Genomic DNA, 12,205 nt, shown 5'->3' with positions numbered 1-12,205 from the left:
ATCCGCCGCCACGGCGGATTTCCGAAACCTCGGGTGCGCCCTGTGGGCCGGTGCCACCGTCTCGGCGCCGGTCTCCGGGACGACGCAAGCGGTGGCACGAGGGCGCGGGTGGGGGCATGCCTCAGGCTCCCCACCCGGCCGCCTGGCCGTCCTTGCGCTCCTCGACGACCTTCTCGTAGTAGCCGGAGGCCACGTAGGCGGCGATCGGGTCCCGGTGCAGGCCCGTCTCCTCGCGCAGTTCCGCGAGCAGCGGGCGCACATCGGTGTTGAAAGCGTCCATGAAGACCGCGTTGGCGCCCAGCACGTCACCGGAGTCCTGCGCGGCGCGCAGCGCGCCGGCGTCCACCAGCAGCGCCTTGGCGGTCGCCTCCTGGACGTTCATCACCGACCGGATCTGCCCCTGGATCTTCGGCTCGATGTTGTGGCACTGGTCGAGCATGAACGCCACCCCGGCCGCCGGGTCGTACCCGCCGCCGCGCACCACCTCGTACATGATCCGGAACAGCTGGAACGGGTCGGCCGCGCCCACCATCAGGTCGTCGTCGGCGTAGAAGCGCGAGTTGAAGTCGAATCCGCCCAGCTTCCCCTCGCGCAGCAGGAACGCCACGATGAACTCGATGTTGGTCCCCGGCGCGTGGTGCCCGGTGTCCACGACCACCTGCGCCTTCGGACCGAGCTTGAGGCAGTGCGCGTACGAGGCGCCCCAGTCCGGCAGGTCGGTCATGTAGAAGGCGGGCTCGAACAGCTTGTACTCCAGCAGGAACCGCTGGTGGTCGCCGAGCCGCTCGTACACCGCGGCCAGCGCCTCGGCCATGCGGTCCTGGCGGGCCCGGATGTCGTCCTGGCCCGGGTAGTTCGTCCCGTCGGAGAACCACAGCTTCAGGTCGCGCGAACCGGTGGCGTCCATGATGTCGACGCACTCCAGCAGGTGGTCCAGCGCCTTGCGGCGGATCGCCGGGTCGGGGTTGGTGACGCTGCCCAGCATGTAGTCGTCGTCCTGGAACACGTTGGTGTTGATCGCGCCGACCTCGACGCCGCGCTCCTTGGCGTAGGCCGCCAGCGCCGCGTAGTCGTCCACGGTGTCCCACGGGATGTGCAGGGCCACGCTGGGGGCGACGCCGGTGAAGCGGTGCACCTGGGCGGCGTCGTCGATCTTCTCCCGCGGGGTGCGCGGCACGCCCCGCTGGGCGAAGACCTTGAACCGGGTGCCGGAGTTGCCGTACGCCCACGAGGGAGTCTCGATGTGCTGGCGGCGAAGGGCGTCCTTCACCGCGCTGGTGTCGGTCACGGGTATCCTCTCCGAATCCTTGGGCCCGCCGGTGGTTCTGGTCCAGTGGTCCTAGTCCAGGTGGAAGACCTCGGTGAGCGGCCGCATCCCCTCGTCGGGGCGGCCGTCGAGGCCCTCGAAGAACGGCGCCATCTCGGCCTGCCAGCGCGCGTTGACCTCGGTGCGCTCCATTCCGGCCAGCGCCGCCTCGAAGTCGTCGGTCTCCAGGTAGCCCACCAGCAGCCCGTCGTCGCGGACGAACAGCGAGTAGTTGCGCCATCCGGTGTCGCGGAGCGCGGCCTGCATCTCCGGCCACACCGCCGCGTGCCGTTCCCGGTACTCCTCCAGCCGGTCCCGCTTGACCTTGAGCAGGAAGCAGACGCGTTTCACGAGCCCTCCTGACCCGCCGCGGCCGGAGCGGTCGGCCGCGGCGGGGTGGCGGGTTAGAAGTTGTACTGGTCGATGTTCTTGGCGTCGAAGACGGTCGGCGGGCCGAGGATGACCTCGCCGTTGGCGCCGATGGTGCGCTCGCCGAGCTTGCCCGCCTTGAACTTCTCGCCCTGCGCCCCGGTGATCTGCCCGGACGCCAGTGACGCCGCCGCGTAGGAGGCCAGGTAGCCCAGGTTCTTGGGGTCCCACAGCGCGAACTGCTTGACGGTGCCGTCCTTGACGAACTGGCGCATCTGGTTGGGCGTGCCCAGGCCGGTCAGCGCGACCTTGCCCTTGTACTTCGAGCCGCTGATGTAGCGGGCCGCGGCGGCGATGCCGACCGTGGTCGGGGAGATGATGCCCTTGAGGTTCGGGCGCGCCTGCAGCAGGCCCTGGGTCTGCTGGAACGACTTCTGGTCGTCGTCGTCTCCGTACACGGTGTCGACGAGCTTCAGGCCGGAGTACTCCGGCTTCTTCAGCTCGTCCTTCATGAACTCGATCCAGGTGTTCTGGTTGGTGGCGTTGGCGGTCGCCGACAGGATCGCGATCTCGCCCTTGCCGCCCACCTGGTCGCTGATCAGCTTGATCTGGCTGCGCCCGATCTCCTCGGAGCTCGCCTGGTTGATGAACAGGTTCCGGCAGTCCTTGGCGGTGTCGGAGTCGTAGGAGACGACCTTGATGTTCTTGCCCATGGCCTGCTTGAGCGGGCCGCACACCGCGTTCTCGTCGTTGGCGGAGATCAGGATCGCGTCGTGCCGCTGCTGGACGAGGGTGTTGATGTAGGAGACCTGCGAGGACGCGGAGGCGTCGGACGGGCCGACCTCCTTGGCCTCGCCGCCGTACTCCTTGGCCGCCGCGATGCCGGCGTTGTCGAGGATCGTCAGGTACGGGTTGTTGACCTGCTTGGGCAGGAAGGCGATCTTCAGGCCCTTCTTGATGGGCGCGTTCGGGTTCGCCGTGGCGTTCCCGCCCGCGGCCGCGTCTCCGGACTCCGCGGAGTCCTTGGTGGTTCCGCCGCAGGCCGCCAGGGTCAGCGCCAGGGCGCTGATGGAGGCCATCGTCATCAGGCGGCGCGGCGCGCGCAGACGAACGGTCATCTCGGTGCCTTTCAAGGGGGGTGGGTGGGAAGGGGACGGCGGGGTCAGGACGGGCTGATCGCCGCCGCGGACGCGGATCGCGCGCCCCCGGCCCCCCGCGACTCGCGGACCACGGCGATCAGCCGGGGCGTGAGCACGGAGACGATCAGCAGCAGCCCGGTGACGACCGACTGGATCTCGGTCGAGACGTCGTTCAGCATGAGCAGGTTGCGCAGCAGGCCGATCAGCAGCACCGCGGCGATGACGCCGCCGAGGGTGCCCTTGCCGCCGTCGAAGTCGACGCCGCCCAGCAGCACCGCGGCGATGACGGTCAGCTCGAGGCCGAGGCCGTTGTCCGCGCGGGCGCTGCCGTACCGGAGCGTGTACACGATCCCGGCGAGGCCGGCGATCAGTCCGGACACCACGAACAGGACCAGCTTGATCCGCTTGACCCGGATGCCGGCGAAGTAGGCCGCGTCCTCCTGCGCGCCGATCGCGAACAGCGAGCGGCCGGCGCCGGTGGCGTGCAGCGTCACGGCGGTGACGATCGCCAGCAGGGCGAACAGCGCCATCGGGTACGGGATCGGCGTGCCCGGAACGGACTCGGTGGCCAGTTCGGTGTACCGCTGGGGGAACTCGGCGACCGCCTTGGTGCCCAGCACCACGTACGCCAGGCCCCGGTAGAGCGTCATCGTGCCGATCGTCACGGCCAGCGAGGGCAGCCCGAGCCGGGTCACCAGCAGGCCGTTGACCAGCCCGCAGACGATCCCGACGGCCAGCACCAGCGGGATGATCGTCTCGATCGCCCAGCCGGCGTCCCACAGCCCGCCGGTCAGCGCGCTGCACAGGCCGAGCACGGAGGCGACCGACAGGTCCACCTGGCCGCAGACCACCAGCAGCGTCATCGGCAGTGCGATCAGCGCGATCTCGCTGAGGTCGCCGAGCGCGAACGACAGGTTGTCGGTGCCGGCGAAGTCCGGGGAGAAGCCGGCGCCGCCGCAGAAGACCGCGACCAGCAGCACGAGGACGGCGGTCTCCCAGCGGATCAGGCCGCGCGCGTCAAACCTCATGGCGGTCGCTCCCTTCATCCTCGGCCTTGCCCGGGCCGGCCGGTCTCGTTCCGTCGCCGCCGGGGCGGCGGCGGCCGCGCCGGGATCTGGACTTGGCCTTCAGCGCCCGGGTGGTCCGCAGCGCCAGCAGCCGGTCGACGCTGATCGCCAGGAGGAGCAGCAGGCCGGTGATGGCGTCCTGCCAGAACGGGTTGACCTTGAGGACGACCAGCACGCTGCCGATGATGGTGATGAGCAGGGCGCCCAGCACCGCGCCGTACACGGTGCCGACGCCGCCGACGATCGCCACGCCGCCGACCACGACCGCGCTGACCACCCGCAGTTCCCAGCCGTTGGCGGCGTCGGCCACGACGGTGCCGAACCGGGCCAGCCACAGCACGCCCGCGAGCCCGGCGAGCGCGCCGCTGACCAGGTAGGCGGTCAGCACCCGGCGCCGGATCGGGATGCCGGCCAGCCGGGCCGCCTCGGGGCTGGACCCGATCGCGTAGAACTCCCGGCCGGAGGAGTAGGAGCGCAGGTAGTAGCCGATCCCCAGCATCACCGCGACGGTGATGATCGGCAGGTACGGGATCCCGAGGACCGCGTCGTTGCCGAGCGACAGCACCGAGGACGGCAGCTCGGAGGCGCTGATCTGGTCGCCGGAGGCGATGTAGTAGTCCAGGCCCTGGATCACGTACAGCGTGCCCAGCGTGACGACCAGGGCGGGCACCCGGCAGAAGCTGACCAGCAGCCCGTTCACCAGCCCGCAGGCCGTGCCGATCAGCACGCCCAGCGCGGCGACCAGCAGCACGTTGCGGTCGGAGCCGGAGGCGAAGTCACCGGTGACGAACGCGACCAGGCCGACCAGCGAGCCGACGGACAGGTCGATGTTGCGGGTGATGACGACCAGGGTCTGGCCGACGGCCAGCAGCGCCAGGATGGAGGCGTTGAGGAAGATGTCCTCCACGCCCTGCGCCGACAGGAACCGCGGGTTGACGATCGTGGTGACGGCCACCAGGACGACCAGGGCGCCGACGATGCTCATCTCACGGGTGCGCAGCACCACCTCGACGAGCCTGCGGCCGTTGCCGGCGGGCGGGCCGCCGGCGGGGGGCCTGGTCGGCGTCTCGGCGAGCACGGTCATGGGTCAGGCCGCCTTTCCCGCGTCGCCGTTGCCGTTGCGGCCGGTCGCGGCGGCCATGACGGTCTCCTCCGTGGCGTCGGCGCGGGCGATCTCGGCGGTCAGCCGGCCCTCGTGCATGACCAGCACCCGGTCGGCCATGCCCAGCACCTCCGGCAGGTCGGAGGAGATCATCAGCACCGCCAGGTCCTGCGCGGCCAGTTCCGACAGCAGCCGGTGCACCTCGGCCTTGGTGCCGACGTCGATGCCGCGGGTGGGCTCGTCCACGATCAGCACGGCGGGCTCGGTGGCCAGCCATTTGGCCAGGACGACCTTCTGCTGGTTGCCGCCCGACAGCACGCCGACGGTGTCGGTGAGGCGGGCGTACTTGAGCTGGAGCCGCAGCGCCCAGTCGGCGGCGCGGTCCCGTTCGACCTTGCGGGAGATGAGGGGGCCGCGCCCGGTGGCGCGGCGCAGCGTGCGCAGCTGGGTGAGGCCCATGTTGCGCTCGATGGACATGTCCATGACCAGGCCCTGCTGGCGGCGGTCCTCGGGGACCAGCGCCAGGCCCGCCGACATCGCGGCGGTCGGGCTTCCGGCGGGCAGCCGGTCGCCGGCCACCTCGACCGCGCCGGCGTCCCAGCGGTCCACGCCGAAGATCGCGCGGGCGACCTCGCTGCGGCCCGCGCCGACCAGCCCGGCCAGCGCGACGATCTCGCCGCGCCGCACCTCGAAGGAGACGTCGGTGAAGGCGCCCTCGCGGGTCAGCCGGGACACCTTCAGCGCGACCCGGCCCGGCGTGACGTCCTGCTTGGGGTAGAGCGCGTCCAGTTCGCGGCCGACCATCCGCTGGACGAGATCGTCCGGCGTCAGGTCCGCGACCGGCTCGGTGGCGATGTGGCCGCCGTCGCGCAGCGTGGTGACCCGCTGGCACAGCTCGAAGATCTCCTCGAGCCGGTGCGAGATGAACAGCACCGCGCAGCCCTGCTCGCGCAGCGTGCGGGTGACGCCGAACAGCCGGGCCACCTCCTGGCCGGTCAGCGCGGCGGTGGGCTCGTCCATGATCAGCACCCGGGCGTCCCGGGAGATGGCCTTGGCGATCTCCACGACCTGCTGGTCGGCGATGGACAGCCCGCGCGCGGGCTGGTCCGGGTCGAGCGCGACGCCGAGCCGGGCGAACAGCTCGGCGGTGCGCTCGCGCACGGCGCGCCGGTCGATGCGGCCCAGCCCGGTGCGGGGCTGGCGGCCCATGAAGATGTTCTCGGCGACCGACAGGTCGGGGAAGAGCGTGGGCTCCTGGTAGATGACCGCCACGCCCGCCTGCTGGGCGTCGGCGGGGCCGTGGAACTCCACCGGCTCGCCGTCCACCCGCACCTCGCCCTCGTCGGGGCGGTGCACGCCTGCGAACGTTTTTACGACGGTGGACTTGCCTGCCCCGTTCTCGCCGGCGAGGGCGTGCACCTCACCGGCGCGCAGCTCCAGGGTGACGCCCTGCAGGGCCTTGACGGCGCCGAACGACTTGCTCACGTTGACCAGTGCCAATGTCGGCGGCGCCGACCGAGCGGGTGCGCTCACGGTCACCCTCCTCGCTGGGGTGATCTGTAACCGGACGATGAAAAACGTTTTAACGTGATGTTGCGGAGGACGCTAGATGTGAGCCGGAGCACTCGTCAAGGGGTCACTTATCCGGCGACCACCGCCCGGACCGCCGAAAGCCAGGCCCCATCGAGGCTGACGCGATCTTTTCCGGCTCCCGCGGACGCCCTGGGACGCCCTCGCCGGCCTGACGGGCCGAAGGCAAGGTTCCGACCGGAGGGTTGACACGTTTTAAACGGATGACCCAAAGTGAGCGCGGCACACCACTGGAACGAGACCGGGGGCACGACGTTGGGCACCGTGGGGATCAAGCAGGTCGCCGAGCATGCCGGGGTCTCCCCCGGCACGGTCTCCAACGTGCTCAACCGCCCCGAGCGGGTCGCCGCCACCACCCGCGCCCGGGTCGAGCAGTCCATCCGCGAGCTGGGGTTCGTCCGCAACGGCTCGGCCTCCACGCTGCGCGCCGGGCACAGCAGCACGATCGGGCTGATGGTGCTCGACCTGGCCAACCCGTTCTTCACCGACGTCGCCCGCGGGGTCGAGGACGTCGCCAGCGAGCGCGGCTACGCGGTGCTGCTGGCCTCCTCCGCCGAGTCCGGCGAGCGCGAGCAGCGCAACATCCGGGTGTTCGCCGAGCAGCGGGTGCGCGGCGTCCTGCTCACCCCGGTCGGGGACGAGGGGCAGAACGCCGACCGGCTCAGCGACCGCGGCGTCCCGGTCGTCCTGCTCGACCATCCGACCCCGCGCGCCAACCAGTGCTCGGTCGCGGTCGACGACGTGGCCGGCGGCGAGCTGGCGGCCGGCCGGCTGCTGGCCGACGGCGCCCGTACGCTGGCGTTCGTGACCGGCCCGTCCGCGCTGCGGCAGTGCGCCGACCGGCGCAAGGGCGCGCTGCGCGCGCTGCGCGCCGCCGGCCTGGGCCGGGAGGCGATGCGCGAGCTGACCGTCCCGGCGATGAACGCCCGCGCCGGGCAGGAGGCGGCCCGCCGGCTGCTGGAATCCGGCCCGCTGCCCGACGCCGTCTTCTGCGCCAACGACCTGCTCGCCCTGGGCGTGCTGCGGGTGCTCCTCCAAGCGGGCGTCAAGGTTCCGCACGACGTGGCGCTGATCGGGTACGACGACATCGAGTTCTCGGCGGCGGCCGCGGTCCCGCTCAGCTCGGTGCGCCAGCCCACCTACCAGCTCGGCCGGATCGCCACCGAGCTGCTGCTGGAGGAGTGCGACGACCCCGACGGGCATGCCCACCAGCAGGTCATGTTCCAGCCGGAGCTGGTCGTCCGCGACTCCAGCCGCCGCGAGGCCCACCGCGTGGAAGGAGGGCGGCCGCAGTGAAGGTCGCGCTGTTCGTCACCTGTCTCAACGACACCATGTTCCCCGGCACGGGGAAGGCGGTCGTGCGGCTCCTGCGCAGGCTCGGCCACGAAGTGGACTTCCCGGCGGCGCAGACCTGCTGCGGCCAGATGCACCTCAACACCGGCTACCGGAGCCAGGCCGTGCCGCTGGCGCGGGGCTTCGCCGAGGCGTTCGCGGGGTACGAGGCGGTGGTGACCCCGTCGGCGTCGTGCGCGGCGATGGTCCGCGACTGGCATCCCAGGCTGACCGGCGGGCCGGTGCCGAAGGTGTACGAGCTGTCGGAGCTCCTGGTCGACGTGCTCGGCGTGACCGACGTGGGCGCCTACTTCCCGCACCGGGTCACCTACCACCCGACCTGCCACTCGCTGCGGATGCTGCACGTGGGCGACCGGCCGCTGCGGCTGCTGCGCGCGGTGCGCGGCATCGACCTGGTCGAGCTGCCCGAGGCGGCCGAATGCTGCGGGTTCGGCGGGACGTTCGCGCTGAAGAACTCCGAGGTGTCGGCGGCCATGTGCGCGGACAAGGTCACCAACGTGCGGCGCACCGGCGCCGAGGCGCTGTGCGCGGCCGACAACTCCTGCCTGATGCACATCGGCGGCGCGCTGACCCGCACCCGGGCCGGGGTACGGACGGTGCACCTGGCCGAGATCCTCGCCGCCACTGAGGAGGACACAGCATGAGCCACAGGACGACGGCCGCGGGGCGCGCGGCCATGCCCACCTACGTGGGCATGCCGTCCTTTCCCGACGCGGCCCGCCGCGCCGTCGGCGACACCCGGCTGCGCCGCAACCTGGCGCACGCCACGTCCACGATCCGGGAGCGGCGCGCCGGCGCGGTCGCCGAACTGGACGACTGGGCGGCGCTGCGCGAGGCCGGCAAGCAGATCAAGGACCATGTCCTGGCCGACCTCGGGCACTACCTGCGGCTGCTGGAGGAGAAGGTCACCGCGGCCGGCGGCACCGTGCACTGGGCCCGGGACGCCGCCGAGGCCAACCGGATCGTCGCCGGGCTGGTCAAGGCCACCGGCGAGACCGAGGTCGTCAAGGTCAAGTCGATGGCCACCCAGGAGATCGGGCTGAACGAGGCGCTGGCCGAGGAGGGCATCGCCGCGTACGAGACCGACCTGGCCGAGCTGATCGTGCAGCTGGGCGACGACCGTCCCTCGCACATCCTGGTCCCGGCGATCCACCGGAACCGGTCCGACATCCGCGACATCTTCCGCCGCGAGATGCCCGGCGCGCCCGCCGGGCTGTCGGACTCCCCCGCCGAGCTGGCCGAGGCGGCGCGCCGCCATCTGCGGGCCAAGTTCCTGTCGGCCAAGGTCGCGGTGTCGGGCGTCAACTTCGCCGTCGCCGACACCGGCACGCTGGTGGTGCTGGAGTCGGAGGGCAACGGCCGGATGTGCCTCACCCTGCCCGAGACGCTGATCTCGGTGATGGGGGTGGAGAAGCTGGTGCCGAGCTGGCGGGATCTGGAGGTCTTCCTGCAGCTGCTGCCGCGCTCGTCCACCGCCGAGCGGATGAACCCCTACACCTCCACGTGGACCGGCAGCACCCCGGGCGACGGGCCCCGCGACTTCCATCTGGTGCTGCTGGACAACGGCCGTACCGACACGTTGCGCGACGAGGTGGGACGGCAGGCGCTGCGCTGCATCCGCTGCTCGGCGTGCCTGAACGTGTGCCCGGTTTACGCGCGGGCGGGCGGCCACGCCTACGGGTCGCCGTACCCGGGCCCGATCGGGGCGATCCTGTCGCCGCAGATCCGCGGGATCGGGTCGGAGGTGGACGCATCGCTGCCGTACGCGTCGTCGTTGTGCGGGGCGTGCTTCGAGGCGTGCCCCGTCGCGATCGACATCCCCGAGGTGCTGGTGCACCTGCGCGCCCGCGCCGTCGAGGGCGCGGGGGCGCCGAGGCATCCGGTGGAGCGGGCGGTGATGGGCGTCGCGGGCTGGACGCTGCGCTCCCCCGCCCGGCTCGGGCTGGCGCAGCGGGCGGCGTCGGCGAGCCGCTGGGTGGTCGGCCGGGACGGGCGGATCCGGCGCCTCCCCGGCCCGCTGAAGGCGTGGACCGACACCCGGGACGCGCCCGCCCCGCCCAAGGAGTCGTTCCGCGCCTGGTGGGCCCGCACCGACGGCGGCCGGCGATGAGCGGCGCGCGCGAGGAGATCCTCCGCAGGATCGAGCGGATCACGCCGACCCGTCCGGCGGCCGAGGTGGCCGCCGACTACGCCGGGATCGACCGGTCCTACCTGCGGCGCCACCACGACGAGGGCGTCCTGGACCTGCTGGCCGAACGGGTCGCCGACTATCGCGCCACGGTGCGGAAGGTCGCCCCCGCCGAGCTGCCCGGCGCCGTAGCCGAGGCGCTGTCGGCCCGTCCCGGAACCCATGCGGTGCCGGACGGCCTGCCCGCCGGGTGGACCGCCGGGATCGACCCCGCGCGGCTGGCCCGCGACCCGGCCGTCGCCGACCTGGACGGGCTCGCGGGTGCGGTCACCGGCTGCGCCGTCGCGATCGCCGAGACCGGCACGATCGTGCTCGACCACGGACCGGGGCAGGGGCCGCGCGCCCTGTCGCTGGTCCCCGACTACCACCTGATCGTCGTCGAGGCCGGCCAGGTCGCCGCCGACGTCCCCGAGGCGCTGGAACGCCTCGACCCGCTCCGCCCGCTGACCTTCGTCTCCGGCCCCTCCGCCACCAGCGACATCGAGCTGTCCCGGGTCGAGGGGGTGCACGGCCCCCGCACCCTGGAAGTCCTCCTCGTCGGCTGACCTCCCAACGAACGGCACACCGAACATGACCACCCCCACCTTCGCCGCCGTCGATCTCGGCGCCTCGAGCGGTCGCGTGATGACCGCCCGGATCGGCCCGGGAACGCTGGACATGACCGAAGTGCTCCGCTTCCCGAACCGTCCCGTGCGGGTGCACGGCACCCTGCACTGGGACGTCCTCGGCCTCTACGGCAACGTCCTCGACGGCCTGCGCGCCGCGGCGGCCGCGACGCCGTCCGGCCTGGTGTCCGCGGGGATCGACTCGTGGGCGGTCGACTACGGCCTGCTGGACGGGAACGGCGCCCTGCTCGGCAACCCGGTGCACTACCGCGACTCCCGTACCGACGGGGTCATGGAACGGGTCCGCGCCGAGGTCGGGGACGACCTGCTCTACCAGATCTCGGGCCTGCAGTTCCTGCCGTTCAACACCGTCTACCAGCTGGTGGCGCCCGGGGCCGGGCTGGAACGGGCCGAGGACCTGCTGCTCATCCCCGACCTGCTGGCGTTCTGGCTGACCGGCGAGATCGGCGCCGAGCGCACCAACGCCTCCACCACGGGACTCCTGGACGTCCGCGACAGCACCTGGTCGCAGCCGCTCCTCGACCGGCTCGGCCTCCCGGGGCGGCTGCTGCCCCGGCTGCGGGAGCCCGGGGACGTGATCGGGACGCCGCGGCCGGATGTGGCCGAGGAGACCGGCGTCCCGGCGGGCCTCGCCGTGACGGCGGTCGGCTCCCACGACACCGCCTCGGCCGTCGCCGCCGTCCCGGCCGCCGGCGACCGCTTCGGCTACATCTCCTGCGGCACCTGGTCCCTGGTCGGCGTGGAACTGCCCGCGCCGGTGCTGAGCGAGGAGAGCCGCAAGGCCAACTTCACCAACGAGGGCGGGATCGACGGCACCGTCCGCTACCTGCGCAACGTCATGGGCCTGTGGCTGCTGCAGGAGACGCTGCGCGCGTGGGGGTCGCCCGACCTGCCCGCACTGCTCGCCGAGGCCGAGCACGTCCCGGCACGGCGGTCGCTGATCGACCCCGACGACCCGGAGTTCCTGCCACCGGGCGACATGCCCGCCCGGATCGCCGCGCACTGCGTGCGGCGCGGCCTTCCCGAGCCGCGCACCCGGGCGGAGATCGTCCGGTGCGTGCTGGACAGCCTCGCGCTGGCGCACCGGGCCACGCTCCGGGAGGCGGTGCGGCTGTCGGGACGGGAGGTCGAGGTCGTCCATCTGGTCGGCGGCGGCAGCCGCAACGACCTGCTGTGCCGGCTCACCGCCGACGCCTGCGGGCTGCCCGTGATCGCCGGTCCGGTGGAGGCGACGGCGCTGGGCAACGTGCTGGTCCAGGCACGCGCGCACGGCGCCATCGACGGCCTTGCGGAGATGCGCGAACTGGTAGCGCGCACCCAGCCCCTACGCCGCTACGAACCGTCCGGCGACGACACCGCATGGTCCGAGGCCGCCGCCCGCCTGACCTGACCCCCACACCCCCGATCACGCGCCGCCCCGCTCGGACACGGCCGCCCGGACACCGGCCGGAGACGGAGTGCTGAC

General features: G+C 72.4%; 11 protein-coding genes. 5 read left to right on the top strand and 6 right to left on the bottom strand.

Annotated features, from left to right (window positions below):
* Positions 1-121: 121 nt before the first annotated feature.
* The 6 genes from rhaI to ABD340_RS46810 are packed head-to-tail and all read right to left on the bottom strand — an operon-like array spanning position 122 to position 6,468.
* Positions 122-1,288 carry an L-rhamnose isomerase gene (gene rhaI, locus ABD340_RS46835; RefSeq protein WP_344598565.1) on the bottom strand — a complete coding sequence of 389 codons (1,167 nt, stop codon included), beginning with the start codon at positions 1,286-1,288 and terminating at the stop codon, positions 122-124.
* Between the two features lie 51 nt (positions 1,289-1,339).
* Positions 1,340-1,657, bottom strand: coding sequence for an L-rhamnose mutarotase (locus tag ABD340_RS46830; RefSeq protein ID WP_344598563.1), 318 nt, complete (start codon positions 1,655-1,657; stop codon positions 1,340-1,342).
* Between the two features lie 53 nt (positions 1,658-1,710).
* Positions 1,711-2,793, bottom strand: a complete 1,083-nt coding sequence (rhaS, locus tag ABD340_RS46825) for a rhamnose ABC transporter substrate-binding protein (protein WP_344598561.1) — start codon at positions 2,791-2,793, stop codon at positions 1,711-1,713.
* A gap of 44 nt (positions 2,794-2,837) precedes the next feature.
* Complete coding sequence (locus ABD340_RS46820) at positions 2,838-3,842, bottom strand: ABC transporter permease (RefSeq protein ID WP_344598560.1); 1,005 nt, start codon at positions 3,840-3,842, stop codon at positions 2,838-2,840.
* Positions 3,832-4,965 (bottom strand): ABC transporter permease, encoded by a 1,134-nt coding sequence (locus ABD340_RS46815; protein ID WP_344598558.1) that lies wholly within the window; start codon positions 4,963-4,965, stop codon positions 3,832-3,834. Before ABD340_RS46815 ends, ABD340_RS46820 begins: the two co-directional genes overlap by 11 nt.
* Before the next feature lie 3 nt (positions 4,966-4,968).
* Entirely contained in the window at positions 4,969-6,468 is a 1,500-nt protein-coding gene (locus ABD340_RS46810) for a sugar ABC transporter ATP-binding protein (RefSeq protein ID WP_344598775.1), read from the bottom strand.
* A gap of 318 nt (positions 6,469-6,786) precedes the next feature.
* Between ABD340_RS46810 and ABD340_RS46805 the strand changes: the two genes are divergently transcribed.
* From ABD340_RS46805 to ABD340_RS46785, 5 genes are read left to right on the top strand one after another with little or no spacing between them, the layout of a single operon-like run.
* The gene (locus tag ABD340_RS46805) at positions 6,787-7,869 is read left to right on the top strand and encodes a LacI family DNA-binding transcriptional regulator (RefSeq protein ID WP_344598556.1); all 1,083 of its coding nucleotides are present in this window, start codon (positions 6,787-6,789) and stop codon (positions 7,867-7,869) included.
* On the top strand, positions 7,866-8,570 hold the full coding sequence (locus tag ABD340_RS46800; protein ID WP_344598555.1) for a (Fe-S)-binding protein: 705 nt from the start codon (positions 7,866-7,868) through the stop codon (positions 8,568-8,570). The genes ABD340_RS46805 and ABD340_RS46800 overlap by 4 nt, the downstream gene beginning before the upstream one ends.
* 50 nt (positions 8,571-8,620) lie before the next feature.
* Positions 8,621-10,036 carry a lactate utilization protein B gene (locus tag ABD340_RS46795; RefSeq protein ID WP_344598774.1) on the top strand — a complete coding sequence of 472 codons (1,416 nt, stop codon included), beginning with the start codon at positions 8,621-8,623 and terminating at the stop codon, positions 10,034-10,036.
* Positions 10,033-10,659, top strand: coding sequence for a LutC/YkgG family protein (locus ABD340_RS46790; protein WP_344598554.1), 627 nt, complete (start codon positions 10,033-10,035; stop codon positions 10,657-10,659). Before ABD340_RS46795 ends, ABD340_RS46790 begins: the two co-directional genes overlap by 4 nt.
* Positions 10,660-10,684: 25 nt before the next feature.
* The gene (locus ABD340_RS46785) at positions 10,685-12,130 is read left to right on the top strand and encodes a rhamnulokinase (RefSeq protein WP_344598552.1); all 1,446 of its coding nucleotides are present in this window, start codon (positions 10,685-10,687) and stop codon (positions 12,128-12,130) included.
* Positions 12,131-12,205: the final 75 nt, after the last annotated feature.

This window comes from Actinomadura vinacea, assembly GCF_039532545.1.
GTDB classification, from domain to species: Bacteria; Actinomycetota; Actinomycetes; order Streptosporangiales; family Streptosporangiaceae; genus Spirillospora; species Spirillospora vinacea.
The sequence above is the reverse complement of the archived record's forward strand: the minus strand, read 5'-3'. Positions and strand labels throughout refer to the sequence as shown.

Coding starts and splice junctions, on each gene's coding strand:
- ABD340_RS46790 (WP_344598554.1), top strand. CDS start 10,033: ATGAGCGGCGCGCGCGAGGAGATCCTCCGCAGGATCGAGCGGATCACG.
- ABD340_RS46785 (WP_344598552.1), top strand. CDS start 10,685: ATGACCACCCCCACCTTCGCCGCCGTCGATCTCGGCGCCTCGAGCGGT.
- ABD340_RS46820 (WP_344598560.1), bottom strand. CDS start 3,842: ATGAGGTTTGACGCGCGCGGCCTGATCCGCTGGGAGACCGCCGTCCTC.
- ABD340_RS46795 (WP_344598774.1), top strand. CDS start 8,621: ATGCCGTCCTTTCCCGACGCGGCCCGCCGCGCCGTCGGCGACACCCGG.
- ABD340_RS46815 (WP_344598558.1), bottom strand. CDS start 4,965: ATGACCGTGCTCGCCGAGACGCCGACCAGGCCCCCCGCCGGCGGCCCG.
- rhaS (WP_344598561.1), bottom strand. CDS start 2,793: ATGACCGTTCGTCTGCGCGCGCCGCGCCGCCTGATGACGATGGCCTCC.